Here is a 25,460-nt window from a genome sequence, read left to right as displayed (position 1 = left end):
TTTTCCCCGTCAGTTTTGCGCTGCATAGTGCAAGACGTCAGCAACACCAAGGCCGGAGAATGACAGGCCGCGCTGCAAGCCATATCCTCGGCAGGGAAAGCAGCCCTGGCGGCGAGAGCCTTCTACCGGCCCCGGGCATCGCGGATGCGGCCCGCGTCCATGCCAGCGAGTTGTCGCTTGAGGTCTTCCGGCGCCGGCGCGATCAGGAAGCCGAAGCTCACATTGCCCTCGCGCGTTTCCACCACATGATGCAGGCGATGCGCCTGCACGATGCGCTTCATGTAAGGCGAGCGGGCCACGTAACGATGCTTGACCCGCTGGTGAACGATGATGTCGTGGAAGCCGAGGTAGATGGCGCCATAAGCGGCGATTCCGGCGCCGACAGCGGTCGCCCAGTTGCCCCAGCCCCATTGCACGCCGCCGAGCAGCATCAGGACCGAGGGCAGGGCGAAGATCACGAAATAGAGATCGTTGAGCTCCCAATTGCCCTTTCGCGGCCGATGGTGGCTGGCATGCAGAAACCAACCTGGGCCGTGCATCACCCAGCGGTGCATCACATAGGCAAAGCCCTCCATCAGCGCGACGGTGAGGATGAAGAGGGCGGCAAGGCTGAGGAACGACATGGCGCTCCCGCCTATAGGCGCGCAGTCACGGGCTGTGAAGCGAAAGGGCTGCCTTGTCTTGCGGGGAGCGGGCGGGTTAGCATGGCGTCATGATGACCCTCGCGTGCCTTCGCCGGCTGACGATGCCCGTCGCCTTGACCCTCCTGTCTGTAGCGGCGCTGGCCCCGGCCCACGCCCAGCGATCCGAAGCCGAGATTCAGGCGAAAATCGACGCCGAGCTGGAAGCGATCAACCGTGCCGAGGCCGCCGCGCGGGCTGCCGAGGCAGCCGCTGCCCAGCGCAAGGCTGAGGAGGAGGCTGCCAAGGCGCGGGAGGTGGTCGAGACGCAGGTCTTTGAGACCGTGCCCGTCGTCCTGACGACCAGCGCCGGCGCCATCACCCTCGCGATCGAGACGGAGCGGGCGCCGTTGACTGCGGCCAATTTCCTCGCCTATGTCGATGGGAAGCGGCTCGATGGCACGCTCTTCTATCGTGCCTTCAAATGGGAGGATGGCACGCCCGGTGGATTCATCCAGGGCGGGACGCAGAATGATCCAAAGCGCATCCTGAAGCCCGTGCCGCACGAGCCGACCAGCAAAACCGGGCTGAGCCACATCGAAGGCGTTATTTCCATGGCGCAAGGCGCGCCGGGGACGGCGACAGGCGATTTCTTCATCATCGTGGGCGACATGCGCGGCTTCGACGCGACGCAGGATCAGCCGGGTTTTGCCGCTTTCGGCCGGGTGATCGATGGCATGGATGTCATCCGCAGCATCTGGAATGCGCCGCGCAGCGCGACGAAGGGTGAAGGCGTGATGAAGGGCCAGATGCTCGAGCCCGCCATTCGTATCATTACGGCTCGGAGGGCCAAGGCCGACTGATCTGGTTCGAGGTCGGGTTGTATGAGCGCGGCCGCTCCATCGTCGTCCATAACAAAAAGGGGCCGCGACGGATGTCGCGACCCCTTTGTTCAGCCGTCTCCCCCCGGTGACGGCTGCACTTTATTCGATCAGAACGCTGCGCCGACCGAGAACACGACCGCTGCGTCGCGGCCGCGAAGCTGGCCGGGCTCGTCGGTGTCGACATAGCGCACGCCGAAGGTCAGCTGCTTCCAGCTGGCGCTCACGCCAGCCGACCAGTCGAACACTTCGCCGTCATCGCCGCCGAGGGCGCTGTCGCTCGTCGCGTAGCCGATGCTGCCGTCAACCGTGAAGGGCGTGCCAGGGATGGCAAGCGACGGAGCAGCTTTGATGTAGAAGGCATCGTTCTTGCCGAGCGCATCCTGCTTCCAGGCATAGTTGGCGGTAACTGCCAGGCCGACCGGGCCGAGCGTGGTCTTGAGCGTCACATAGGGCTCGAAGAAGTCCAGAGCCACGTCAGTGACCGTATCCTTGGGGTAGACATAATAGAGCAGGCCAGCATCGACCGTGACGCCCGGCGTCAGCTCGGTCGAGTAACCGGCGAAGAAGTCGACTTCAGCCGTCACGTTATTGCCCGCGCCGTCCACATTGGGGAAGTCGACGTTTGAGCCCCAGGTGCCGAAGTAGAAACCGCTGTCGTGCGTCACGGTGATGCCGGCCTGGATGGCAGCATTCTGGTTCGTCTGCGAGAAGCCGCGGAAGCGGTAGTCGGACACGAGGGTGGCGGAGCCGGAAACGGTCAGGCCGCTGTCATCGTCCTGCGCGAGGGCAGGGGTGGCAGTGGCAAAAATAGCGAGGGCCGAGAGGCCCAGAATGGACTTACGCATGGGATTCCCCTTAACGAGATAAAAATGCGATCGTCCCTGCCTGCAGCGCCGGGCGATCGCTTCATTTTGGATCCGCATTTTGTTGCGGTTGAGCGGACTTGCCGGCAAGCCGCGATCCTGATGCCTCTGTCTTGTGCGACGCACAAGACAGAAACTGCACATATGTGTTGCGAACTCATGAAGTGTTGCAGCCGCGCCACGCTGGCTATTGACCGAAACCGTAGGGGAAGCAGGCGCATCTGGAGGTTTTGCCAGACTTGCTCAGGCGCGAAGTGCCCCCATGGGCGGTCAGCCAGGGTGCAGTGCAAGCGGCGGGCGACTCAAGGAGCGGCGTGGTGCTCCATCGCAAGCTGCCAACGCTGAAGCCCCTGTTCGAGGTCTGCGATGAGATCGTCAGGCTCTTCCAGCCCAACATTGATCCGCACCAGCAAACCCTTGGCCTCCCACTGCCGCGCCGTGCGCAGGCTGGCGGGATCGACCGGCAGGGCAAGGCTCTCGAACCCGCCCCAGCTATAGCCGATGCCGAACAGCGTCAGCGCGTCGATAAAGGCCGAGCGGGCCGAGTCGTCGTTGCTCGCGAATTCGAAAGCAAACAGGCCGGCGCTCCCGGCGAAATCGCGGCGCCACGCTGCATGGCCGGGGCAGGATGCCAAAGCCGGGTGCAGCACGCGCGCAACTTCGGGCCGCGCCTCCAGCCAGCGCGCCAGCGCCAGCGCGCTTTCGCCCTGATGCTTGAGGCGCACGGCCAGCGTCCGCATGCCGCGCAGCACCAGCCAGGCATCGTCCGGGCTGACGGTCTGGCCGAGCATGTGGCCGCGCTTGTGGATGGCGGGCCATAGCGCAGCATTTGCGGTGACGGACCCCATCATGACGTCACTATGGCCGCAAAGATACTTTGTGCAGGCGAGGATCGACACATCGACCCCCAGGTCGAGGGCCGGCAGGAGCAAGGGTGTCGCCCAAGTGTTGTCGATCAGCGTGCTGATCCCGCGCGCCCTTGCCACCGCGACGATGGCGGGCACATCCTGCACCTCGAAGGTCAGGCTGCCGGGGCTTTCGAGGAAGATGGCCCGAGTTCGCTCGGTACAAAGCGCAGCGATATCGGCGCCGATCAGCGGATCATAATAGATCGTCCGCACGCCGAACTCGCGCAGCATTCCATCGCACATCGCACGGGTCGGGCCATAGACGCTGTCGACCATCAGCAGCTCGTCGCCGGGCTTCAGCACCGCGAGCAAGGCGCCGGCAATGGCGGCGACGCCCGAGGGGTAGAGCATCGTGCCGGCCGCTTCCGGCTCCAACTGGGTGATGGCCTCAGCCAACGACCAGCTCGTGGGCGCGCCACGCCGACCATAATAGAGGCGGTGCGGATCGGCGGTCGTGGCACTGCGCAGATGCGCGACATCCTCATACAATATGGTGGAAGCGCGCCAGACAGGCGGGTTGACGATCCCGCCGGGCTGCCCGGGCATCCCGGTCCATTCCGGGCGGCGACCGGCCTGGACCAGCCGCGTGCCGGGGCCAAGAGGTTTGCCGGCCTTTCCGTCGTCGCGGGTGCCGCTCATGCCGGGCCGACCGCCTTGGGCGTCGCGGGATCCGCGCCCCATTCGGACCAGCTCCCGTCGTAGATCCGTACATCCTCCTTGCCCAGCAGTGCTGCGCCGAACAGAAGATTGCAGGCGGTGACGCCGCTGCCACAACTCATGATCAGGGGCTTGTCGAGGTCGACACCCGCATCGTCAAAGGCTTGGCGCAGCGCATCGCCCTGCTTCCAGCGTCCCTGTTCGTCCAGCAACAGGTTCGACGGCAGATTGGCCGAACCGGGGATATGGCCTTCCGCCATGCCGGGGCGCGGCTCGGCGGCGTCACCCCGAAACCGGTCGGCGCTGCGGGCATCCACGACTTGCGCGGCGCAACTCTTCAGATTGGCGAGCACATCGGCCTTGCTGGCAATCGCGCTGTCGTCGCGGGCGGCGGTGAAGGCACCGTTGTTCGACCTGGCTGCCTCGCCTACTTCGGTCGGGCGGCCTTCTGCCGTCCAGCGCGCCAACCCGCCATCCAAAATAGCAACCTGACGTGCGCCAAAGATGCGTAGCAGCCACCACGCCCGGCCCGCACTGCTCAACGGACTATTGTCGTAAATGACGATGCGGTCGTCCTGCCCGATGCCGAGGGCAGCCATCCGCTCGGCGAACTGGGCGTTGGTCGGCACCATCGCGGGGCGTGGATCGCTCGCGTCGTTGAGCGTCGAGAGATCGAGGAACACAGCGCCGGGAATATGCTGCGCCAGATATTCCGCCTTCGGATCGCGCGGGGTGCCCGGCAAGAACGCCGTGGCATCGAGGACCTTGAGGTCCGGCGCGCCGAGCGCCTTTGCGAGCCAATCGGTGGAAACCAGCATATCCATGGCGAAGCGTATCCTTGAGGTGGGATGGTTGGCGCAAGGGGTTCGCGCCGGCCACGAATCATATTAAGGCGCGTGGCATGACACTCAAGCATCTCGGTCAGACAAGCGGCCTTCCGGCAAGCCCGGAGGAGGCCGTTCTCGATTATGTGCCCAATCCCCGCAAGGGCCGGCCCTATCTGGTGCGCTTCACCGCGCCGGAGTTCACATCGCTTTGCCCCGTCACCGGCCAGCCCGATTTCGCGCATCTGGTCATCGATTATGTGCCGGGCGAGACGATTGTGGAATCCAAGTCGCTCAAGCTCTTTCTCGGCAGTTTCCGCAATCATGCCGGTTTCCACGAGGATTGTACGGTCGGCATCGGTGAACGGCTGACGGCCGAAATGCAGCCGCTCTGGCTGCGCATCGGCGGCTATTGGTATCCGCGTGGTGGCATTCCCATCGATGTATTCTGGCAGTCCGGTCCGCCCCTGGATGGCGTATGGCTCCCGGTTCAGGATGTCCCCGGCTATCGCGGCCGGGGCTAAGCGGGCGCCCGAGCGAACCGTTATTTGAGCAGTCCGCCCAACACGCCGCGCACGAGACGCCCGACCAGCCCGCCGCTGCTCTTGCGACTCGATCCACCGAGAATCGCCTTGCCGATCTCATTGGCGACCTGCCGGCCCACCGAAGAAGCGGCCGAGCGCGTCGCGGACTGGATGGCGCGGTCGAGATTGCTCGGCTTGGCAGCTTCCCGCGCCTGAGCGCGCGCTTCTGCCTCGCGCTGTTTGGCTTCCAACCTGGCCTGCTGCGCGGCTGCCTTGTCCGCCTCGGCCTGTGCCTTGGCTGCGTCTGCGGCGGCAGCTGCGGCCTGCGTGCGGGCCAGCAGGATCTCCTCGGCTGATTCGCGGTTGATCGCCTCGTCATATTTGCCGTCGCAGGGCGAAATGGACTGGATGATCGCGCGCTCCTTGGGCTCCAGCACGCCCAGCCGCGAACGCGGTGGCGCGATCAGCGTGCGCTGGACCATCGATGGCGCGCCATCTTCCTGCAGCAGGGAGACGAGTGCCTCGCCCACGCGCAGTTCGATGATCGCGGTTTCGACGTTCAGAGCGGGATTGGCGCGGAACGTCTCGGCGGCGGCCTTGATCGCCTTCTGCTCGCGCGGGGTGAAGGCGCGCAGGGCATGTTGCACTCGGTTGCCGAGTTGCCCCGCCACATCCTCCGGCACGTCGATGGGATTCTGCGTGACGAAATACACGCCCACGCCCTTGGAGCGGATCAGGCGCACGACCTGCTCGATCTTGTCGACCAGCGCCTTGGGCGCATCGTCGAACAGCAGATGCGCTTCATCGAAGAAGAAGACGAGCACGGGTTTTGCAGGGTCGCCGACTTCCGGCAGCGTCTCGAAGAGCTCGGACAGCAGCCAGAGCAGGAAGGTCGCATACAGCTTCGGGCTGCGCATCAGCTTGTCGGCGGCGAGGATGTTGATGAACCCGCGGCCCTTCTCATCGGTGCGGATCAGGTCGCTGATCTCCAGCGCGGGCTCGCCGAAGAATTTGTCGCCACCCTGCGATTCGAGCTGCAAAAGCTGGCGCTGGATGGCGCCCACGCTGGCCTTGGTCACATTTCCATAGCGGCTGGTGAGCATGTCGGCATTGTCAGCGCAATAAGCCAGCATCGCCTGCAGATCGCCCAGGTCGAGCAGGAGCAGCCCTTCGTCGTCCGCATAGCGGAAGGCGATGGTCAGCACGCCTTCCTGCGTTTCGTTCAGCCCCATCAGCCGGGCGAGCAGCAACGGCCCCATTTCGGAAATGGTGGCGCGGACCGGATGGCCCTGTTCGCCATAAAGATCCCAGAAGATCGCCGGATTGTTCGAGAAGGCATAGTCAGTCATGCCGATTTCCTGCGCGCGGGCGATCAGCTTGTCGGCGTTCTTGGCGGTCGGCGAGCCGGCCATGGCGATGCCGGACAAGTCGCCCTTCACATCGGCAAGAAAGACCGGAACGCCCTGCGCCGAAAAGCTCTCGGCCAATCCCTGCAGCGTGACCGTCTTGCCGGTTCCAGTTGCGCCGGCAATCAGGCCGTGCCGGTTGGCGCGACGCAGGACCAGACGCTGCGGTTCGCCGTCGAGACTTTGGCCAATGAAGATGCTCGTGTCGTCGCTCATGCCCGTTCTCCAACCACAGGCCAGAAGTAGCTTGGCAAAGGGAGCAAGAAAAGCGGCACAAACAGAAAAGGGCGCGAGGTCATCGCGCCCTTTCACTACGTCGGGATGCCCCGCGCTTACATGCCGCGCAGGCGGATCGGCACGAAGGCCGGCGGCGATCCGCGGCGGACCACCTGCAGGAGCACGGCGTTGCGGCCGGCATCCTTGGCAGCCTGCGCGGCCTTGCCCAGTTCCGCCTCGCTGGTGACTGGCTGGCCATTGGCCGTGGTGATGACGAAGCCACGGCGCAGCCCCTTCTGTCCGGCATCGGTCGCGGGGTCGACAGCCGTCACCACCACGCCGCGCGTATCCGCCGGCACGCCGAGCTGGCGGGCGATGGCGGGCGTCAGCGACTGGACGGCGATGCCGAGCAACTGCTGCGAGGCTTCCTTGGTGGCCTGGGCATCCTGGTCCGAGAAGTCGTCCTCGGCCGGCTGGCTGAAGTTGGCCAGTTCCTCTTCTGCAGGACGCTCCTCGATCGTCGCGCGAATGGTCATGCGCTTGCCATTGCGGATCAGCTCGATCGGCACGCTGGAGCCGACTGGCAGATTGGCGACGATGTAGGACAGCGTCTCGTCCGGATTCACCTCGCGATTGTTAACCTTCACGATGACGTCGCCGGCCTTGATGCCAGCCTTGTCGGCGGCGCGACCCGGCTCGACGCCATGCACAAACTCGCCGCGGTTGCGGGGCAGGCCAAGCGAATCGGCCATGTCTTCGGAAAGCTGGCCGATCTGGATGCCGAGATAGCCGCGCGTGATGGTCTGGCCCTTGCGCAGCGTCTCGATGATCGGGACAGCCTGCTCGGCCGGGATCGCAAAGCCGATGCCGATATTGCCGCCGGTGGGCGAGAGGATCTGGCTGTTGATGCCGATCACATTGCCGTTCATGTCGAACATCGGGCCGCCGCTATTGCCCTGGTTGATCGAAGCGTCGGTCTGGATGAAGCGCTCGCCGCCGCCGGTATTGCGGTGGAGCGCGGAGATGATCCCGGCGGTGACCGTGCTGCCGATGCCGAAGGGATTGCCGATGGCGATCACCCAGTCACCCACGCGGGCACGGGTCGAATCGCCGAACTTCACGAACGGCAGCGGCTTGGTGGTGGAGATCTTGAGCACGGCAAGGTCAGAGCGCGGATCGGTGCCGATCAGCTTGGCCTCATATTCCGTGCGGTCGGGCAGGGTGACCGTGATCGAGTCGACCCGCGCGCCCCGCGCACCGGGCGCGATCACATGGTTGTTCGTGACCACATAACCATCTGCCGAGATGATGAAGCCCGAGCCGAGCGACTGCGCCTGGCGCGTCTGCGGCTGGTCGCCCGAGCCGAACAGGGCGCCGAACGGCGTGCCTGCGAACGGGTTCTGCACCTGCACGCGCTGGCGGGTGGAAATATTCACCACGGCCGGCTGCAGGCGCTGCGCCATGTCGGCGAAGCTCATTGGCGCGCCGCGCGGCGCGGCTGCGGCCATATTCTCGTTCTGCGCGGTCTGCGCGACGACGGTGGATGAATTGGATGTCAGGGCAATGGCGGTGCCGCCGAGGAGGAGGGCTGCGGTAATAGCATAAGCGTAGCGCACGAAGATGTTCCTCTTCTCTTCATCTTTCGCCGGGTGTTCCGGAACGGAAGGCCCGGAGCCGGGGAGTGACCCACCGGCCATGGAATCGCCCGGATGAACGGGCATTGAATGGTCAGGGCGCGACGTAAAGACGCCGCGCCCTCAATCAGCCTTAGCGCCCCCGGAACTGGCGGAGATAGTCGTTGTCCGTGGATAGGACGGCGCTGGTTTCGCCGGGCGCAGTTTCGGCAAAGGTCGTCCGGTAGGACTGCATGGCGCGATAGAAATCGTAGAACTGCGCGTCCTTGCCGAAGCTGGCGGCGTAGACCTTTGCTGCGGCGGCATCGGCATCGGCGCGGATCAGCTGGGCGCGCCGGGCGCCTTCTGCGCGGATGGTCAGAGCCTCCTGCTCGCGCGCGGTGCGCATCCGCTGGAACGCGCTCTGCAGCGGCGTGCCGTCGGGCAGGTCAGCGCGCATGATCCGCACGTCGATGATCTCCGCGCCATATTGCCGCGCGACCCGGTTCAGGCTGTTGGTGATGTTGTTCATTACCTCGCTGCGCTCGGGGCTGAGCAACAGGTCGAAGCGGCGGCGGCCCAGCTCGTTGCGCAGGGCCGAACCCAGGATGGGGCGCAGCGCGTCCTCGACCCGGGTTTCGCTACCGGCCGAGATGAACATGCGCCGGGGGTCGACGATGCGATAGCGCGCAAAAGCATCCACCTGAAGGCGCAGCTGATCGGTGGAGAGCACCTGCTGGCGCTCCATGGCGACCGACTGCACGCGCTTGTCGATCCACACGACCTGGTCGACGAAGGGCAGCCGGACCTTGAGGCCGGCACCGGTGTTCCCGAACACCTCATTGGGTTTGTAGGCATTGTAGATGCGGACCGGTTCGCCGAAGCGCAGCACGACGGCCTGCTTGGTTTCCGGCACGATGGAGAAGGTGCTGGCCAGCAGGATCAGGCCGACTGTCGCCAGAACGGCCAGCAGGATGGGGTTGCGCAAGGAGAGGTTCATTGTGCGCCTCCCTGCTGCTGGGCTTGCGGCTGTGCAGGCGTCTCCACGCTCACATTCGCGCGGGGGCGAAGGGCTGGGAGCGGCAGATAGGGCGTCACACCGGGGGTTTCGACAATGGTCTTGTTCACGCCGGAGAGCACACTTTCCATGGTTTCATAATACATGCGGCGACGCGTCACGTCGGGTGCGAGGCGATACTCCTCATACACCTTGTCGAACGCGGCGGCCTCACCCTGCGAGCGGGCAGAGAGCTGCTGCGCATAAGCGCGGGCCTGATTGAGATAGGTTTCGGCAGCCTGCTGCGCAGCGCTGACTTCCTTGAATGCATCGTTCACGGCGGCTGGCGGATCGGCCTGCTTGATGGCGACGCCCTGAATGCGCACGCCCGCGCCGTAGCTGTCGAGAATCTGCTGCATCCGCTCCTGCACCTGTGCCTCGATCGCATTACGTCCGGCGCCGAGTGCGTCGGTCAGCGAGACCGTCGCCACCACTGCGCGCATGGCGGATTCGGAAACGGCGGTGATCGTTTCCTCAGGATTGGCGATCTGGAAGAGATATTGCTGCGGGTCGCGGATATTCCAGCGGACAGAATAGCCCAGATTGATGATGTTCTGGTCCCCGGTGAGCACCAGCTTCTCTGACTCATCGCCCGCCGAGCCGAGATCGACGGTGCGGATCTCTTCGACGTCGAGGATGGTCACATTTTCGAGCGGCGCCGGCAGCGACCAGTTGATGCCGGGGCCAAGGGTGCGGCTGTAGCTGCCCAGGATGGAGACGATGCCGCGCTCTTGCGGGCCGATCCGGTGAATGCTGGTGGTTGCGATCCAAAGCACGACGATGGCGATGGCGGCATAGAACCAGATGGCGCGCCCGCCGGGGCTGCGCGGCGTACCGCCTTGGCCGCCGAAGCTGTCCCGCGCGCGGCGCATCAGTTCATCGATTGCGCTCGGACCGCGCGAATCCGCGCTACCCCGGTCATCCCGGGGCGGTGGGGTCCACGGGTTGCGCGGACCTTCCTTGCCTTTGCCGGAAGACGGCTCCTCGCCCTGCGTGCCCCAAGGACCACCTTCGCTCATTGGCAAAGTCTGGCCGGGATTTTCCATCAATTCCTTACTCATGCCGTGGTTATAGGGACGGTCTTTGCGGAAATACAGGGCCGTGCTGCGATAATTGCCCCTTAGTGAGGGCGTATTCGGGCGCTCTTCGATTCACAAAACAGTCGGCATGTTCTAGAGCGCCCGCATGACTGACTCTCCGATCGATGATGCGTCCGCCCTTCCTCCCGCTCTGACCGCCCGGATCGAAGGCTTGGCTGCGGGCCGCGCCGGGGGACTTCGCCTGCGCGACAATGTCCTTAGCCTGGTGCTGGATGTGAGCGGAATGGACGCAGAGCAGCGTGATTCCCTTGCTGCGCAACTCGTTGCCGCGGGGACCAGCGAATTCGGTCTGGAGGATGTCCGGGTCGCGATGACGGCGGAACGCGCCGCGCGCCCTACGATCATCGCGGTGGGGTCGGGCAAGGGCGGGGTCGGCAAGTCGACGCTTTCGGTCAACCTCGCCGTTGCCCTCAAGGCGCTCGGCAAGCGTGTCGGCATGGTGGACGCGGACATTTATGGCCCCTCTCTGCCCCGTTTGCTGGATAGCGAGGATGCCAAACCCGAGGCGGAAGGCAACCGGCTGTTCCCGGTTCAGAACGCTTATGGCATCCCGATGCTGTCCATGGGCCACCTCGCCAAAAAGGGGCAGGCGATTGCCTGGCGTGGTCCGATGGCCGGCAATGCACTCGGGCAATTGCTGGATGCGGACTGGCAGGGCATCGACCTTCTGGTGGTCGATTTGCCGCCGGGCACAGGCGACGTGCAGCTCACCATGATCCAGCGCTACAAGCCGGCCGGGGCGGTGATCATCTCCACGCCGCAGGATCTGGCGCTGATCGATGCAACGCGCGCGGTCAGCTTCTTCGATCAGGCGAAGGTGCCGGTCATCGGCATGGTGGAGAATATGGCAGGCTATGTCTGCCCGCATTGCGGCGAGGTATCCGATCCGTTCGGGTCCGGCGGAGCAGAAGCGAGCGCCGCGCAAATGGGTCTACCGTTCCTCGGGCGCGTGCCGCTGGATATCGCAGTTCGCACCGCATCGGATGCGGGCAAGCCGCCCGCTGCGGATGAGGGCGTGGCTGGCCAGCCGTTCTGCGCCATTGCCGAGCGGGTTGCCCGCTGGCTTGATCGAAACGGGTCGGGCGCCACGGCCGGTTGATGCGGACGCCGCGCAACAGGATGGGCAGCAGCGGCGGCGCAGAGAAGTCCGGCAAGGGACTTCCTTCATCCATCAACCGCCGAACGCTCCTGATCGGGGCTGCGGCAGGCGGCGGACTGGCCCTGGCCTGGGGGCTCTGGCCGCGCGACTACGCGCAAACCGCGGATGCAACGGAGAGCGAGACCGCGTTCGGCGCGTTCCTGAAGATCGACCGGAATGGGCAGGTCATCGTCATGGTGCCGCAAGCGGAGCTGGGGCAGGGCGTCTTCACGCTGTTCGCGCAACTCGTTGCGGACGAGCTCGGCGCCGACTGGCGCACCGTCGCGGTCCAGCCCGCCCCGCCCGGACCGCTTTACGCCAATCCCACACTTCTGCGGCAATGGTTCTCCGGGCCGGTCACCGAGCAATTCGGGGATCTCAGCGATCGGGCGATCGAGGAATATGCGCGTCGGTATAATCTAGTCCTGACGGGTGGGGCGACCTCGGTTGCCAATTTCCGCGACGCCTTGCGCGAGGCCGGTGCAACCGCGCGGGTGCTGCTCTGCATGGCGGCGGCCGATCGCTGGGGCGTCGGCTGGGAAAGCTGCGACATTGTGGCGGGGATTGTCAGCGATGGGACGAACAAGGCGCGGATCGGCGCGCTGGCCGAGGAGGCCGCCGCTTTCACGCCGCCCGATCCGCTGCCCTTCCGGCCAGAAGGGCGCGAGGATGCCTTGATCGGCACCGAAGCGCCCCGGTTGGATGTGCCGGCGAAGATCGACGGATCGGCCAACTACGCGGCCGACATTCGGTTGCCGGACATGATCTACGCCTCGATTCGGCAGGGGCCAGTCAATGCCATCGCGCTCGAATCAATCAACGAGGCGGCGGCGCGCGCGGTGCCTGGCATGATCGACATCGTGCGGGAGGCAGGCTGGGTCGCGGTGACCGGCCGCACCTGGTGGGCGGCGAATCAGGCGTTGAGCCGGCTCGATCCCGTGTTCCGGCTCGATGGGCCGGAGCTGGACGATGCAGTCATCGATACCGCGCTGGAAGCCGCGTTCGAGAGCGGCCAGGGCGGGCGCTATTTCCACCGTGGCGATCTGGAGCCGGTCTTTGCCGGTGCGCAGGTCGTCAGCGCCGTATACGATGTGGCGCCGGCGCTGCATCTCGCGCTCGAACCCATGGCGGCGACGGCGCGCGTACGGCCGGAGGGCGTGGAGCTGTGGATGCCGACGCAGGCCCCGACGCTGGCTCGCGATGCCGTGGCCAAGGCACTGGGCGTGTCAGCCCGCGACGTCACCATTTATCCCTTGTTCGCGGGCGGCTCGTTCGGGCTCAAGATGGAGGTCGATGCCGGGGTCCAGGCAGCGCTCATCGCCCGTGCCGCCAATGCCCCGGTGCAGCTCATGTGGTCCCGTGCGGAGGATATCATCCGCGATTATCCGCGGCCGCCGGCCCGCGCGCGGATGGTTGCCAAGCTGGGGCCGACCGGTCTGATCGAGGGCTGGTCCGCCAAGGTTGCGGCACCCGCCACGCTGGCCCAGCAGTGGCGACGGATCGCGCATGGCCGCACTCGGGAGGAGGCGCGGGCCGACACGGCAGGCAAGGCCGATGCTCTGGCCGTCTCCGGCATGGACCTGCCCTATACGATCCCCAATTTCGCTGTGGATCATTTCCCTGCCGACCTCGCGCTGGCGACGGGTCGCTGGCGGGGCAATGCGGACAGCTATGGCTGCTTCTTTTCCGAGAGCTTCATCGACGAACTGGCGGTGGTCTCGCAGGTCGAGCCGCTCTCCTTCCGGATGCAGTTGCTCGGCAACAATCCCCGTCTGGCGCAATGCCTCACCGCCGTCACCGCGCTTGGCGATTGGCAGGGCGGCGTGCCGGGCAGCGGCCAGGGCATCGCCTGCCACAGCATGGCTGGCGGCCACATCGCGGTGCTGGTGGAGGCCGGCTTGTCGCAGGGACGGGTCGCGGTGAAGAAAATCTGCGCGGTCGCCGATTGCGGGAAGCTGATCAATCCGGGGATCGCCCGTCAGCAGATCGAAGGGGGGCTGATCTTCGGCCTCGCCATGGCGCTCGGTGGCGCGCCGGCCTATGCCGGATCGTTGCCAGCCGGTCTGCAGCTTGGCGATTATGCCCTGCCGCGCATGGCGGATGTGGGGGAGGTGAGCGTGGAATTCATCGACAGCAGCGCGGCCCAGTCCGGCCTTGGGGAAATCGGCGTGCCGGCGGTTGCGCCAGCGCTCGCCAGTGCGTTGGCGACGGTCACGGGGCGACGTTACCGTCGCTTGCCGGTCATGGGAGAGGATGGATGAACGAATCGCAGGTGACGGGCAGCGCCATCGGCGCTCAAGGGGGCCGGGTGGCCGTGCTGGTCGTCAATCTCGGTACCCCTGATGCGCCGACGCCGGCAGCGGTGAAGCGCTATCTGCGCGAGTTCCTGTCCGATCCCCGCGTCGTCGAGATTCCGCAGGCAGTCTGGCAGCCGATCTTGCGCGGTGTCGTGCTCAATGTGCGCCCGCGCAAGTCGGCGCATGCCTATCAGCAGGTGTGGACGGACGACGGCTCTCCGCTGGCGATGCACACGCGGGATACGGCGCGGGGCTTGCGGGTCATCTGGGGGGATGCGATCACGGTCGACTGGGCGATGCGCTATGGCGCGCCATCCATTGCCGACCGGCTGACCGCGCTGAAAGAGAGCGGCCATGAGCGCATTCTCATCGCCCCGCTCTATCCCCAATATTGTGGCGCCACGACCGCGAGCGTGATGGATGCGGTCGGTCAGGCGCTGGAAGCGATGCGGTGGCAGCCCGCCATCCGCACCCTGCCGCCCTATTTCGACGATCCCGCCTATATCGAGGCATTGCGCGCCCGCACGCAAAGCCAGTTGGCGGCCCTGCCATTCGCCCCGGATCGCCTGCTGGTGAGCTTCCACGGCATGCCCAAGCGCACCCGCGAACTGGGCGATCCTTATTATGCGCAGTGCGTGGAGACGGCGCGTCTGCTCGGCGAGGCGCTCGGGCGTGAGATCATCGTCACCTTCCAGTCCCGCTTCGGCCCCGCCAAATGGCTGGAGCCGGCGACGGACACCGTGCTTGAGGGACTGCCCGGCCAGGGCGTGCGCTCAGTGGCGGTGATGACGCCGGGCTTCTCGGCGGACTGCCTGGAGACGCTCGAGGAAATCGCCCTGCGCGGCAAGGAGAGCTTCGTCGCCGCGGGTGGCGAGCATTTCGCCTTTTTGCCCTGTCTTAACGCTCAGGCGGACGCTATTGCCATGTATCGGCAGCTTCTCGGGCGAGAACTTGCCGGCTGGGTAGAGCCGTCCAGCATTTGACCGAACCCTTGATGACGCGCAGGAGAGGCATTGAATGAGCAGAGTAGCGATCGTGACCGGCGGAACCCGCGGCATCGGCGAAGCAATCAGTCTGGCACTGCGCGAAAAGGGGTTTGAGGTCGCTGCCAACTATGCGGGCAATAGCGAGCGCGCCAAGGCCTTCACGGACAAGACCGGCATTCGCTCCTACGCGTGGGACGTGGGCGATCATCAGGCCTGCCTCGATGGCTGCGCCCAGGTCGCGTCCGATCTCGGCCCGATCGACGTCGTCGTCAACAATGCCGGCATCACGCGGGACGGCGTGCTCATGAAGATGAGCTTCGAGGACTGGAACGAGGTGATGCGCATCAACCTCGGCGGCTGCTTCAACATGGCCAAGGCCACCTTCCCCGGCATGCGCGAGCGGGGCTGGGGCCGCATCGTCAACATCGGATCGATCAATGGGCAAGCCGGCCAATATGGCCAGGTGAACTATGCAGCCGCCAAGTCGGGCATCCACGGCTTCACCAAGGCGCTGGCTCAGGAAGGCGCCAAATATGGCGTCACCGTCAACGCCATCGCGCCGGGCTATATCGATACCGACATGGTCGCCGCTGTGCCGGCGGCGGTGCTGGAGAAGATCGTGGCGCGCATTCCCGTCGGGCGCCTGGGCCATGCGGAAGAGATCGCGCGCGGTGTGGCCTTCCTGTGCAGCGAGGATGCCGGGTTCGTGACCGGATCGACCCTGTCGATCAACGGCGGCCAGCACATGTATTGAGTCGGGCGGTGGAAGAGACGCCACCGCTTTATGCCGGCCCGGTCAAGCGCAGCATGACCATTGCCGGCCATACCACCTCGATCAGCCTGGAGCCCGTCTTCTGGCGGGCGCTGGAAAACAGCGCTCGCGCAGTGGACCTGCCGCTGAGCGCGCTCGTCGCCCGCATCGATGCCGAGCGGATTCAACAGAGCGAGCCGCCCAATCTCGCCAGCGCGATCCGGTGCTGGTTGCTGGTGCGCGCAGGATAAGCGCCGGGTGTTCCGGCGCCTGCCAAGCCTCAGGCGAGCAGCGCGCCGGCCAGGTCCTTGAGATCGGCCTCGGGCCGCGCGCCATAATGTGAGATGACCTCTGCAGCGGCGATGGCGCCGAGCGTGAGGCAGGTCGTCGGGTCCTGCCCACCCACATGGCCGGTCAGGAAGCCAGCGGCGAAGAGATCGCCCGCTCCGGTCGTGTCGATCACCCGCTCGACGGGCGCTGCCGCCACTTCATAGCGCGTGCCGTTCTGGATGGCGATGGCGCCCTTCTCGCTGCGGGTGACGATCAGCGTCGGCAGCTTGTCCGCAAAGCGCGCAATGGCCTCTTCGCAGTCCTGCGTTTGCGCCAGCGAGCAGATCTCGGTTTCGTTGGAGAAGAGGATGTCGATCATCCCGCCGTCGATCAGGCTGATGAAGTCCTCGCGATGCCGCTCGATGACGAAGGCGTCGGACAGCGTGAAGGCCACCTCGCGGCCCGCCTCGCGCGCGGCGGCGATGGCATCGCGCATGGCGGCGCGGGGCTGCTCGGGGTCCCACAGATAGCCCTCAAGATAGAGGATGCGGGCCGAGCGAATCATGTCGAGATCGAGCGCGGCCGCGGGCAGGAACTGGGATGCGCCAAGGAAGGTGTTCATCGTGCGCTGAGCGTCGGGCGTCACCATGATGAGGCAGCGCGCGGTGGGCGGACCGTCGCTCGCCACCTCGGTTTCATAGCGAATGCCCAGCGCGCGAATGTCGTGCGCGAAGATGCGGCCGAGCTGGTCGTCGGCGACCTGGCCGATGAAGCCGCATTTGCCGCCCAGTGCGGCCATGCCGGCCAGGGTGTTGGCCGCCGACCCACCGGAAATCTCAAGGCCGCTCGCCATATCGGCGTAGAGCGCCTCGGCCTGGTCGGCATCGATAAGCTGCATCCCGCCCTTGGTGAGCGCGCGGCTGGCGATGAAGGCATCGTTTTCCTGGGAAATCACATCGACAATGGCATTGCCGATGGCGACGACATCAAGAACAGCTTCGGACAAGAGGCATTCCTTCATGAAGGATGAGGCAGGGCGGGAGAAAGCCCGTCCTTATCCGCCTGATCTCGCCCCGGCAAGCAGCGTGGGGCAGGGCAGGAACGCCGGCCGCTTGACCGCCGCGCGTGCTCGGGCAAAACCTGTCCCATGGTGTTTCCCGCCTTGCTGCGCGCCCTCCCGCAAATCCTGTTGCCCGGCATTCGCGCGGTGCTCTGGCAGAGTCTCGCCATCACCGTGGCGATCTTTGCGCTTATCGGCGCGGGCGTCTGGTTTGGATTGCGCCTGCTGCTGACCCGGACCGGCTGGCTGGATGCTGACGGTTTCGCCGGCGCAGCGCTCGCCGTCGCAATCGCGCTGGTCATCGGCTGGCTGCTGTTTCGCGCCGTGGCGATTGCCATCGTTGGACTCTATGTGGACCGCATCGTGGCGGTGGTCGAGCAGACGGACTATCCCACACGCCATGCGCAGGCGGCGGCCGTGCCTTTCGCCACCGGAATGCGGATCGCCCTGCGCTCGGCCGGCCGCGCGGTCGGCTGGAATCTGGCGGTGCTGCCGCTCTATGTAGCGCTGCTGGTCACAGGCGTTGGCGCGCCGATCCTGTTCCTTGTGCTCAATGCCTATCTGCTCGGCCGCGACCTTGCCGAACTCATCGAGGGGCGGCATCCGGGCCTGGCGGCGTTCACCGCTGGCCAGCGCTGGCAGCTGGGCCTCGTTTCGGCGCTTCTATTCCTGCCACCCGTCGTGAACCTGTTGGCGCCGATCTGGAGCGTGGCTATGGCCGCGCACATGTTCCACGCGCGGCGGAAGACCTGAACAGATGCTCTTGCGCTTTGGCTTTCCCCTGCTTGCCCTGCTGCTCTCCGGCTGCGGCGCGTCGCTGGTCCCGCGGACCGGCGGCCAAGCGCCCGCGGTCGGCTATGCCCCTGCCAAGCGGCCCCAGCCGGGCGGCATCGTCGGGGCGGATGCGCGAGGCCTGCAACGCCTCTTCGGGGAGCCTCGGCTGGACATTCGGGATCCTGCGGTGCGCAAGCTGCAGTTCGCCAATGGCCAGTGCGTGCTGGATGCCTATCTCTATCCCCCGGCCGCGAATCGGGAGCCCGTTGTGACGCATGTCGATGCACGCAACAGCGCGGGCGATGACATGGACGCCGCTGCCTGCGCGGGCCTGCTACGCAGGCGCTAGGATGGCGCGCCGGGGCGCGTCGATTGACTTCCCGATCAGGCAATGACAGCTTGCGGCCATGACTGAGCATGTTGGCCAGCCTCGTTGCCCGTCGGGCAACCGATCTTATCGAGGTCAGATCCTCACGGGACGATAGCCCCGGGAGTCGGCGCGTCTCGCCCCGACTGTCGGGGTGAATTCGCGCATCTTGCCCAGCGTCCCCCAACAGGTGGCGCTGGCCCTCCATCTTGAAAGATCCTTCCATGACCAACACACAGGCGGGCCGCAGGCCGGCCATCCATATGATCGACACCGAAGCCGATCGCCTGACCGAACTGGCGCTCGGCGCCGAAGACCGGTTTCCCGAGGTCAGCGCCTTGTTGCTCGACGAAATCGGGCGCGCGACAGTGAAGACCGCCAGCCAGATCGGCCCCGATGTTGTGAGGATGCAATCCACGGTGGCGTTCATCGATGAAGAAAGCGGCGCCGAACGGTCTGTCCAACTCGTCTATCCCGGCGAGGCAGACATCAATGCCGGGCGCGTCTCCATCCTCACGCTGATCGGCGCGGCGCTGATCGGCCTGCGCGAGGGTCAGTCGATCAACTGGCCGGATCGCAGCGGCAAGCGGCGGCGGCTGCGCATCCAGTCCGTCAGCCACTGAGGGGCCATGGTGGCGGGCAGGGCGTCAGGCCTCAGGGCGCTGTGCTTTGCCCCGCCGTCTTCGGCACCTGCCGCTCGCAGTGATAGACGAGGCGCTCGTTCGGGCTGGATGGCAGACGCGCCTCGATCTCGCCCTGAATCTGCATCAGCTTGGCGAGCCGCTCTGGGTCGCTCGAGCAGCCGGACCAGCCGATCTTGTCCCGCAGCGCGCGCATCTCGGCGGCGCTCTGTGCGCTCACGAGATAGTTATCGGTGCGGTAGCGGCCGATAGCGGGGTCGAAGCGCCGCACCGAAACAGCGGCCTCGTCAGCCGGCACGAGGGCGCGGGACCAACCGGTCGCGCCATTCTGGAACTGGGTGCGCCCGTCGAGGCATCCCTGCTGCGTCCAAGTAAAGCTCAGGTCCGCCGTTTCCGAGACGGTGACCCGGCTCAGCCCCGGTTCAAGCCGGCACAGCCAGCGACCGCTTTCGGTCGACGCCGCACCGTCCATGTCATTACCGACCGCATTGCCGGCATCGGGCAGCGGCTCGGCCGATGCGTCGGCGCTGTCGAAACTCGGGCGCAGCGCAAAGGTCAGCACTGCAGCCAGCAGCAGCACGCCTGCCGCCCCGCCAAAGCGCCGGGCGTGGCGGATGTTGCCGCGCGACTGGCCCAGTACCGCGGCACCACCGGTCAGAGCAGCAGCGGCAAGAAGCAGCGCGGCGATGGCGATCATGTTCTCCCGCCGGGCGATGACCTGCTGCTGGGCCTGCTCGCGCGCGGCGATGGCGCGTTCGCGGTCCTTCAGGGCGGCTTCGTTCTGCCGTCGCGCCGCCTCAGCCCGAGCGCGCTCGTCGGCGGCCTGCTGGGCGGCATCGATTTCCGCCATGGATCGGCAGGTTTCGCTGGATCGGCGTACCTGAACATTGGCCTGCCGCAGAAAGCTCGCAATCTCGCGCGTCGATACCGCAAAACCATATTCAGCATCGCTACCGTCCGAGAGCGAGCCAAAGCTGTTGATGCCGATGACGCGGCCGCAATCGTCCACTAGCGGCCCGCCACTGTTTCCCGCCGCCAGTGGGGCGGTGTGCAGCACGGTGTCGAACTGGCGGGAGGCGCGCCCTGCCGAGACATTGCCAGAGGTGCGCACGGCGCTCATGGGGCGGATGATATCCTCAATGCTCATGCCCTGCGCGCGATCGACCGAGCCGGGATAGCCAATGGCCGTTACGCGCGTGCCGTCTTCCACCGGGCCGGCCAGGAAGGTCGCGATGGGGATCGATGGTGCATCGTCGACCGCCAGCAAGGCCAGATCATTGCCCGGCGAATAGGCCAGGATGCGGCCGCCATAGCTGTTCGTGCCCTCGGAGGGGATGATGCCGATGACGATGTTGGATTCACTGCGGGCGAGTTCGACGACATGGGCATTGGTGAGCACGCGGCCCGGCGCGATCATGACGCCGCTGCCATGGCCCACGAAATAGGCATTCTGGCCGTCCGTCGCCACCAGCGCCACCCGCACGACGCTGCGCGAGGCGGCGGCGATGTCCTGCACATCTGCCCGTGCCGGCGTCAGGGCAAGAGGCAGCAGCAGCGCAAGGGCGAGGACCGCTTTGAAGGAACCGAACAGTCCGGTGCGAGGCTTGATCATTGGGAACCTTTAACGCGCCCTTCGAGCTCTCGACAGAGGTTTTCACGGTCCAGGCGCTTTGAAAGCAATTTACGGGAAGCTTGCCCGCATTGCCGGTGCGACAAGGACCCGCCGCTGACCCCGCGCCTTGCGTGAGCATGACCGGCCCGCTTACATCGGATAGCCCCCGCTCGATTGCGGAAGAGACAGGAAAATTGTTATGCCCGCCACCGCGCCGGCCATTGATGAAGAGACGGCATGGGCGGCCTTCGCGGCGCGCGACCGCCGCATGGACGGGCGTTTCGTCGTCGCGGTCAAGACGACCGGCATCTATTGTCGCCCGAGCTGCCCTGCGCGCCGCCCCCGGCCGGAGCATGTCACGATCCTGCCCGATGGCGGCGCGGCGCGCGCGGAGGGTTATCGGCCCTGCCTGCGCTGCCGGCCGGACGATGTCGCGCCGGATCGCGCTGCCGTCACACGAGCGCTGGCATTGCTGGAAGCGGGTGATGTCATGCCGCCGCTGGCCAAATTGGCAGGCGCCGTCGGCTATGCGCCCCACCATTTCCAGCGCCTGTTCAAGCGGGCCGTCGGAGTCTCGCCCGCGGCCTACTGGCGCGGTTTGCGGGCGGACCGGCTGACGCGCGCGCTCCACCAGACTGAAAGGATCACAGATGCGATCTACGATGCCGGCTATGAAGCACCCAGCCGCGCTTATGCCGACGCGCGAGCGCGACTTGGCATGACACCGTCCGCCTGGCGCAATGGCGGCGCGGACGTGACGATTCGCTTCACGGTCACGGCGACCTCTCTGGGCGACATGCTGGTCGCGGCGACCGACAAGGGCCTGTGCCGGATCAGCTTCGACGAGCACGAAAGCGACCTGCGGCGGCATTTTCCGCGCGCGACGATCGTTGCGGGGGGTGCCGATTTTGCGGCATTGGTAGCGCAGGTCGTGGCGCTGGTCGACGATCCCACACGCGCGGTCGATCTGCCGGTCGATGTCGCCGGTACGGCATTTCAACAAGCGGTATGGGCGGCCTTACGGGCGATCCCCATTGGTGAAACGCGCACTTACACGCAGATCGCAGCAGCGGTCGGCAAGCCGGCTGCCGTCCGCGCGGCGGGGTCGGCCTGTGGTGATAACAAGCTGGCGGTGCTCATTCCCTGCCACCGAGTTCTGCGCAGCGATGGCGGATTGGGCGGTTATGCCTATGGGACGGATCGCAAGACGGTCCTCCTGGAGAAGGAAAAACGGCAGAAGTAGGACTTTACTGGGGGCACATGAGGATAGAGTCGGCCCCCAATAGATCAGTGGCGAAAAAACAATGAAAACTCATTACCTTACGCGCCCGCCGCCAAGTAAATTTTCCGTTCAACTTGTCGCCATTGCCTAACAACTGGCCGGATTCAGCCGGGGGACGTGAAACCAGCAGGCATGTTCGGCGGTTTTTTCCTCACTATGACACGTAACCATGAAACCCCTCGTACAGCGCTGACCGCGATTGCCGCCGTCTTGGCGCTTGGCTCCACCTCGGCTCTGGCGCAGGAGGCCGGAACCGCTTCACCCGCGGTCGATCCCGCTGGTAGTGAGATCGTGATTCCGGATGCGCAGCGTGCGCCTACGGCGGTCCCGCTCCCGACAACCGCGCCGCCGCTGACGACCGTGACTCCGATCGTCACGCAGAGCCCGGCAGCGCCTTCATCGAGCGCCTTAACGACCGCCCCCATCGTTGCCCCGGAAGCCACAACCGCGGGTACTGCTGATACCCCTTCCCAGGCGCGTCAGGCTGCGCCGTCATCCTGGGAAACGACCTCTGCGCCTGCCGAGCGCACATCGAGTGCCCGCGCGGAATCGACGCGTCCGACTGCGGCGCGTGAACCTGCTCCGCAGCCGGTCGCCAGCGATACTGTTGCGCCGGCCGAAGCCCAACCCCAAGCGGTCGAGGCAGCCCCTGCGACTGCGGCGCCGATGGTCAATGAGACACCGCAACCCGCGCCGCTTGAAACCACCGGTGAGGCTGCTTCCAGCGATAACACTGCGATCATCATCGGCGGTGCTGGTGCGCTCGTGCTTCTCGGGGCCGGCTTCATGGCCTTCCGTCGCCGCAAAACCTATGATCGTGAGATCGAAGCAGATGCGATGGAGCGGGAGGTGATCCGTGAGCCCGTCGTCACGCCGAAGCAGGATATGGCCGTGAATCCAGCCTATGCACCTGCCGTAGCGGCGCGTGCCCCCGTTGATTCTTCTGCTCCAACCATGCAGCGCTCCACTGTGGTCCGCGAGGGTGATCTGGAACAACAGGTGGCGGCGGCGCCGTCGCGGGAAAACCCGTTTCTTACCCGCAAGAACCGTCTGCGTCGCGCCAACTTCCTGATGCGCCAGGGCGCTCTGCGTGAGGCTGCGCCGGCGACGATGGACCGCCAGACCGCACAAGCGGCAGCGCCCGCAACCCAGCCGCAAGCGCCTGCGCGCCAGACGGTGTATAGCTTCGGCGGGGCGACCGTCCGCCCGACCCAAAAGCCGCGCACGACCTGATCTCCATCGGTCAGTATAATTAAGATGCAGCCGCTCTTCGTCACGAGGAGCGGCTGTTTCATTACAGCGCGGTTCGCAATCAGACGAAGCTGTAGGGATCGATGTCCACACTAACCCGCGTCGTGGATTTCCAATCGATCTGCCCCAGCCATTTGCGGATAATCGCCTGCAGGTCCACGCCGCGCCGCGCGTGGACAAGCAAGCGGAAGCGGTGCCGACCGCGCAGCACGGCGAGAGGTGCTTCGGCGGGCCCGTAGACATCGAGGCCCTCCTGATGTGGTGCGATTTTCCCGATTCGCTGGGCCGTCTCGCGCGCCAGTGCACCGTCGGTATCGCTCACGATGATCGCCGCGAAGCGTCCGAAGGGTGGCGCGTTGGCGATCCGCCGGCTTTCCGTCTCCATCGCGTAGAAGCGCGCGCCATCGCCATCGAGCAAGGCGCGGATCACCGGCGCCTCCGCAGCACGCGTCTGGATGAAGACCCGTCCCGGCTTCTCGCCACGCCCTGCGCGTCCGGAGACCTGCATGATCTGCTGATAGGTGCGCTCGGCGGCACGCAGGTCGCCGCCATCCAGCCCGAGATCGGCATCGACCACGCCGACCAGCGTCAGTTCGGGGAAGTGATAGCCCTTGGTAACCAGTTGCGTGCCGATGATGATGTCGACCGCGCCGCCCGCCACGTCCCGCACAAAAGCAGCCGCCCGAGCCGGAGACCATAAGGTGTCGGAGGTGACGATGGCGGTGCGCGCCTGCGGGAAGAGAAGCTTCACCTCGTCCGCGATGCGCTCGACGCCAGGCCCGCAGGCGACCAGTGCATCGCTCTCGTTGCATTCCGGGCAGGCGTCGGGCGTTGGGATGCTGTGGCCGCAATGATGGCAGGCGAGGCGCCGGGTCAGGCGATGCTCGACCATCCAGGCTGTGCAGTGCGGGCACTGGAAGCGATGGCCGCAATGGCGGCAGAGCGTGAGCGGGGCATAACCGCGCCGGTTGAGGAACAGCAAGGATTGCTCGCCGCGCTCCAGCGTCTCCGCCATGGCCTTGACCAGCGGCGGGGCGAGCCATCGCCCCCGGTCGGGCGGGTCGCGCGTCAGGTCGAGCCCGATGATCTCCGGCAGTTCTGCGCCACCGAACCGGCTCGGCAGGGCAATCTCTTCATAGCGCCCCAGCGCGACCTGGTGGCGCGTCTCGATGGCCGGCGTGGCCGAGGCGAGGATGATCGGGCAGCTCTCGAACATGCCGCGCATCACTGCGACGTCCCGCGCATGGTAGCGCACGCCTTCTTCCTGTTTGAAGCTGGTCTCATGGGCCTCGTCCACAATGATGAGGCCGAGCTTGGGGTAAGGCAGGAACAGCGCCGAGCGCGCGCCCACCACCACCTGCGCCTCTCCCCGCGAGATGGCCCGCCAGGCGCGACGCCGGTCGGACTGTTTGAGGCCGGAATGCCAGGGCACCGGCTCACAGCCAAAGCGGGCGGTGAACCGGTCGAGGAACGGCTCGGTCAGCGCGATCTCTGGGAGCAGCACCAGCGCCTGCTTGCCCTGCCGCAGGGTTTCGGCCAGCGCCTCGAAATACACCTCCGTCTTGCCCGATCCGGTGACGCCATCAATCAGCACAGTCTGGAAGGCATGGGCGCGAACATGCTCTGTCAGCCTGTCGGCCGCGGCCTGCTGGTCGGCGCTGAGCGTGACGGTCACGAAGTCGGGGTCCGGATCGGGATAGGGTTGGTCGGTGGAGACCTCCACGGCCTCCAGCGCGCCCTGCTTCACCAGCCCGCGAATCACCGCGTCGCTGACTTCGCCAATGGCGGCGAGTTCACGCACCAGTCCCTGCCGCTCACCGATGCGTTCCAGAGCCTGCGTGCGCTGGGGCGTCAGCCGATCCGGCGCGATGCCAGTAGGACGATATTCCACCACCGTCTTCTCGCCATCCAGCGCGGACATGGAGGCGAGCGCCATGCGCAGCACGGCAGCGGGCGGGGCGAGATAATAATCCGCCGTCCACTCGATGAGGCGGCGCAGCGAAGCGGGCAAAGGCGGCGCATCCAGCACGCCGGTAATGGGGCGCAGACGATTGTCGCCGACCGGCGCGACGTCCGGAAAGCGGTCCGCTTCCCACACCACGCCGATCATCGGGCGCGGACCCAGCGGGGCGACGACGATCTGCCCGGGCTCCACGCTCATGCCATGCGGCACCCGGTAGTCGAGCGGGCCGAGCGCGGCGTTGAGCAGAATGATCCGGGCGCGGGTCATGCCCCGGCCTTAGAGACTGTGTGGCTCGGAGGAAATGGCATCGTCGCGCTGGCTTCACGGCTGCGCGCGGCGGGCAAGGCCTTACATCCGCCGGCGTGCGGCGCTATAGGCGGCGCCAATCTCTCCACA

23 protein-coding genes are annotated in these 25,460 nt (G+C 66.0%); 12 read left to right on the top strand and 11 right to left on the bottom strand.

The window, feature by feature from the left end; translation table 11 throughout:
* Positions 1-122 precede the first annotated feature (122 nt).
* On the bottom strand, positions 123-623 hold the full coding sequence (locus tag M2341_RS00650; RefSeq protein ID WP_264583849.1) for a sterol desaturase family protein: 501 nt from the start codon (positions 621-623) through the stop codon (positions 123-125).
* A 314-nt stretch (positions 624-937) separates the two neighbouring features.
* On the opposite strand from M2341_RS00650, the gene M2341_RS00645 reads away from it, so the two are divergent.
* Entirely contained in the window at positions 938-1,483 is a 546-nt protein-coding gene (locus tag M2341_RS00645) for a peptidylprolyl isomerase (protein WP_264585951.1), read from the top strand.
* 128 nt (positions 1,484-1,611) lie between these two features.
* Here the strand turns inward: M2341_RS00645 and M2341_RS00640 are convergent, their stop codons facing one another.
* From M2341_RS00640 to sseA, 3 genes are all read right to left on the bottom strand, one after another.
* The gene (locus tag M2341_RS00640; protein ID WP_264583848.1) at positions 1,612-2,349 is read right to left on the bottom strand and encodes a TorF family putative porin; all 738 of its coding nucleotides are present in this window, start codon (positions 2,347-2,349) and stop codon (positions 1,612-1,614) included.
* A 320-nt stretch (positions 2,350-2,669) separates the two neighbouring features.
* On the bottom strand, positions 2,670-3,914 hold the full coding sequence (gene metC, locus M2341_RS00635; protein WP_264583847.1) for a cystathionine beta-lyase: 1,245 nt from the start codon (positions 3,912-3,914) through the stop codon (positions 2,670-2,672).
* Positions 3,911-4,756, bottom strand: coding sequence for a 3-mercaptopyruvate sulfurtransferase (gene sseA / locus M2341_RS00630; protein ID WP_264583846.1), 846 nt, complete (start codon positions 4,754-4,756; stop codon positions 3,911-3,913). Before sseA ends, metC begins: the two co-directional genes overlap by 4 nt.
* A 77-nt stretch (positions 4,757-4,833) precedes the next feature.
* On the opposite strand from sseA, the gene queF reads away from it, so the two are divergent.
* Positions 4,834-5,280 (top strand): preQ(1) synthase, encoded by a 447-nt coding sequence (gene queF, locus M2341_RS00625; protein WP_181561119.1) that lies wholly within the window; start codon positions 4,834-4,836, stop codon positions 5,278-5,280.
* A gap of 20 nt (positions 5,281-5,300) precedes the next feature.
* On the opposite strand, the gene M2341_RS00620 is transcribed toward queF, so the two are convergent.
* The 4 genes from M2341_RS00620 to hflK all read right to left on the bottom strand — a co-directional run bounded on the left by M2341_RS00620 (position 5,301) and on the right by hflK (position 10,633).
* Positions 5,301-6,902: a DUF853 domain-containing protein gene (locus M2341_RS00620; RefSeq protein ID WP_264583845.1), complete on the bottom strand. Its 1,602-nt coding sequence runs from the start codon at positions 6,900-6,902 to the stop codon at positions 5,301-5,303.
* A 116-nt stretch (positions 6,903-7,018) separates the two neighbouring features.
* Positions 7,019-8,518, bottom strand: coding sequence for a DegQ family serine endoprotease (locus M2341_RS00615; RefSeq protein ID WP_264583844.1), 1,500 nt, complete (start codon positions 8,516-8,518; stop codon positions 7,019-7,021).
* 151 nt (positions 8,519-8,669) lie between these two features.
* Positions 8,670-9,515 carry a protease modulator HflC gene (gene hflC / locus M2341_RS00610; RefSeq protein ID WP_181561122.1) on the bottom strand — a complete coding sequence of 282 codons (846 nt, stop codon included), beginning with the start codon at positions 9,513-9,515 and terminating at the stop codon, positions 8,670-8,672.
* Positions 9,512-10,633, bottom strand: coding sequence for an FtsH protease activity modulator HflK (gene hflK / locus M2341_RS00605; protein WP_264583843.1), 1,122 nt, complete (start codon positions 10,631-10,633; stop codon positions 9,512-9,514). Before hflK ends, hflC begins: the two co-directional genes overlap by 4 nt.
* Positions 10,634-10,757: 124 nt before the next feature.
* Between hflK and M2341_RS00600 the strand changes: the two genes are divergently transcribed.
* The 5 genes from M2341_RS00600 to M2341_RS00580 are packed head-to-tail and all read left to right on the top strand — an operon-like array spanning position 10,758 to position 16,095.
* The gene (locus M2341_RS00600; RefSeq protein ID WP_264583842.1) at positions 10,758-11,771 is read left to right on the top strand and encodes an Mrp/NBP35 family ATP-binding protein; all 1,014 of its coding nucleotides are present in this window, start codon (positions 10,758-10,760) and stop codon (positions 11,769-11,771) included.
* 20 nt (positions 11,772-11,791) lie between these two features.
* On the top strand, positions 11,792-14,071 hold the full coding sequence (locus M2341_RS00595; protein WP_264583841.1) for a xanthine dehydrogenase family protein molybdopterin-binding subunit: 2,280 nt from the start codon (positions 11,792-11,794) through the stop codon (positions 14,069-14,071).
* Positions 14,068-15,090, top strand: a complete 1,023-nt coding sequence (hemH, locus tag M2341_RS00590; protein WP_264583840.1) for a ferrochelatase — start codon at positions 14,068-14,070, stop codon at positions 15,088-15,090. Before M2341_RS00595 ends, hemH begins: the two co-directional genes overlap by 4 nt.
* A gap of 34 nt (positions 15,091-15,124) precedes the next feature.
* The gene (phbB, locus tag M2341_RS00585) at positions 15,125-15,847 is read left to right on the top strand and encodes an acetoacetyl-CoA reductase (RefSeq protein WP_181561125.1); all 723 of its coding nucleotides are present in this window, start codon (positions 15,125-15,127) and stop codon (positions 15,845-15,847) included.
* Positions 15,848-15,855: 8 nt separating this feature from the next.
* The gene (locus tag M2341_RS00580; RefSeq protein WP_264583839.1) at positions 15,856-16,095 is read left to right on the top strand and encodes a ribbon-helix-helix domain-containing protein; all 240 of its coding nucleotides are present in this window, start codon (positions 15,856-15,858) and stop codon (positions 16,093-16,095) included.
* Positions 16,096-16,124: 29 nt separating this feature from the next.
* Here M2341_RS00580 and M2341_RS00575 read toward each other — a convergent pair whose 3' ends face one another.
* Entirely contained in the window at positions 16,125-17,135 is a 1,011-nt protein-coding gene (locus M2341_RS00575) for an adenosine kinase (protein ID WP_264583838.1), read from the bottom strand.
* A 126-nt stretch (positions 17,136-17,261) separates the two neighbouring features.
* Here M2341_RS00575 and M2341_RS00570 point away from each other — a divergent pair, with 126 nt between their 5' ends.
* The 3 genes from M2341_RS00570 (at position 17,262) to rnk (ending at position 18,938) form a co-directional block, all read left to right on the top strand.
* The gene (locus M2341_RS00570; RefSeq protein WP_264583837.1) at positions 17,262-17,927 is read left to right on the top strand and encodes an EI24 domain-containing protein; all 666 of its coding nucleotides are present in this window, start codon (positions 17,262-17,264) and stop codon (positions 17,925-17,927) included.
* A gap of 4 nt (positions 17,928-17,931) precedes the next feature.
* The gene (locus M2341_RS00565) at positions 17,932-18,297 is read left to right on the top strand and encodes a hypothetical protein (protein WP_264583836.1); all 366 of its coding nucleotides are present in this window, start codon (positions 17,932-17,934) and stop codon (positions 18,295-18,297) included.
* Between the two features lie 242 nt (positions 18,298-18,539).
* Positions 18,540-18,938 carry a nucleoside diphosphate kinase regulator gene (rnk, locus tag M2341_RS00560; RefSeq protein ID WP_264583835.1) on the top strand — a complete coding sequence of 133 codons (399 nt, stop codon included), beginning with the start codon at positions 18,540-18,542 and terminating at the stop codon, positions 18,936-18,938.
* 31 nt (positions 18,939-18,969) lie between these two features.
* Here the strand turns inward: rnk and M2341_RS00555 are convergent, their stop codons facing one another.
* Positions 18,970-20,568 carry a S1C family serine protease gene (locus M2341_RS00555; protein WP_264583834.1) on the bottom strand — a complete coding sequence of 533 codons (1,599 nt, stop codon included), beginning with the start codon at positions 20,566-20,568 and terminating at the stop codon, positions 18,970-18,972.
* 199 nt (positions 20,569-20,767) lie between these two features.
* Between M2341_RS00555 and ada the strand changes: the two genes are divergently transcribed.
* A complete protein-coding gene (gene ada, locus M2341_RS00550) occupies positions 20,768-21,811 on the top strand; it encodes a bifunctional DNA-binding transcriptional regulator/O6-methylguanine-DNA methyltransferase Ada (RefSeq protein WP_264583833.1) in 1,044 nt (347 codons plus the stop codon).
* A 156-nt stretch (positions 21,812-21,967) separates the two neighbouring features.
* Positions 21,968-23,083: an LPXTG cell wall anchor domain-containing protein gene (locus M2341_RS00545; RefSeq protein WP_264583832.1), complete on the top strand. Its 1,116-nt coding sequence runs from the start codon at positions 21,968-21,970 to the stop codon at positions 23,081-23,083.
* Positions 23,084-23,162: 79 nt separating this feature from the next.
* Here the strand turns inward: M2341_RS00545 and M2341_RS00540 are convergent, their stop codons facing one another.
* Complete coding sequence (locus M2341_RS00540) at positions 23,163-25,331, bottom strand: primosomal protein N' (protein ID WP_264583831.1); 2,169 nt, start codon at positions 25,329-25,331, stop codon at positions 23,163-23,165.
* Positions 25,332-25,460 lie beyond the last annotated feature (129 nt).

Origin of the sequence: Sphingobium sp. B7D2B, assembly GCF_025961895.1 — a bacterium.
Lineage (GTDB): Bacteria > Pseudomonadota > Alphaproteobacteria > Sphingomonadales > Sphingomonadaceae > Sphingobium.
This window is presented reverse-complemented; position numbering and strand designations above follow the sequence as displayed.

Excerpts from the sequence above, each read along its gene's own strand:
- M2341_RS00650 (WP_264583849.1), bottom strand. The coding sequence starts at position 623 with ATGTCGTTCCTCAGCCTTGCCGCCCTCTTCATCCTCACCGTCGCGCTG.
- M2341_RS00640 (WP_264583848.1), bottom strand. The coding sequence starts at position 2,349 with ATGCGTAAGTCCATTCTGGGCCTCTCGGCCCTCGCTATTTTTGCCACT.
- metC (WP_264583847.1), bottom strand. The coding sequence starts at position 3,914 with ATGAGCGGCACCCGCGACGACGGAAAGGCCGGCAAACCTCTTGGCCCC.
- sseA (WP_264583846.1), bottom strand. The coding sequence starts at position 4,756 with ATGGATATGCTGGTTTCCACCGATTGGCTCGCAAAGGCGCTCGGCGCG.
- queF (WP_181561119.1), top strand. The coding sequence starts at position 4,834 with ATGACACTCAAGCATCTCGGTCAGACAAGCGGCCTTCCGGCAAGCCCG.
- M2341_RS00620 (WP_264583845.1), bottom strand. The coding sequence starts at position 6,902 with ATGAGCGACGACACGAGCATCTTCATTGGCCAAAGTCTCGACGGCGAA.
- hflC (WP_181561122.1), bottom strand. The coding sequence starts at position 9,515 with ATGAACCTCTCCTTGCGCAACCCCATCCTGCTGGCCGTTCTGGCGACA.
- hflK (WP_264583843.1), bottom strand. The coding sequence starts at position 10,633 with ATGAGTAAGGAATTGATGGAAAATCCCGGCCAGACTTTGCCAATGAGC.
- M2341_RS00600 (WP_264583842.1), top strand. The coding sequence starts at position 10,758 with ATGACTGACTCTCCGATCGATGATGCGTCCGCCCTTCCTCCCGCTCTG.
- M2341_RS00595 (WP_264583841.1), top strand. The coding sequence starts at position 11,792 with ATGGGCAGCAGCGGCGGCGCAGAGAAGTCCGGCAAGGGACTTCCTTCA.
- hemH (WP_264583840.1), top strand. The coding sequence starts at position 14,068 with ATGAACGAATCGCAGGTGACGGGCAGCGCCATCGGCGCTCAAGGGGGC.
- phbB (WP_181561125.1), top strand. The coding sequence starts at position 15,125 with ATGAGCAGAGTAGCGATCGTGACCGGCGGAACCCGCGGCATCGGCGAA.
- M2341_RS00575 (WP_264583838.1), bottom strand. The coding sequence starts at position 17,135 with ATGAAGGAATGCCTCTTGTCCGAAGCTGTTCTTGATGTCGTCGCCATC.
- M2341_RS00570 (WP_264583837.1), top strand. The coding sequence starts at position 17,262 with ATGGTGTTTCCCGCCTTGCTGCGCGCCCTCCCGCAAATCCTGTTGCCC.
- M2341_RS00565 (WP_264583836.1), top strand. The coding sequence starts at position 17,932 with ATGCTCTTGCGCTTTGGCTTTCCCCTGCTTGCCCTGCTGCTCTCCGGC.
- rnk (WP_264583835.1), top strand. The coding sequence starts at position 18,540 with ATGACCAACACACAGGCGGGCCGCAGGCCGGCCATCCATATGATCGAC.
- M2341_RS00555 (WP_264583834.1), bottom strand. The coding sequence starts at position 20,568 with ATGATCAAGCCTCGCACCGGACTGTTCGGTTCCTTCAAAGCGGTCCTC.
- ada (WP_264583833.1), top strand. The coding sequence starts at position 20,768 with ATGCCCGCCACCGCGCCGGCCATTGATGAAGAGACGGCATGGGCGGCC.
- M2341_RS00540 (WP_264583831.1), bottom strand. The coding sequence starts at position 25,331 with ATGACCCGCGCCCGGATCATTCTGCTCAACGCCGCGCTCGGCCCGCTC.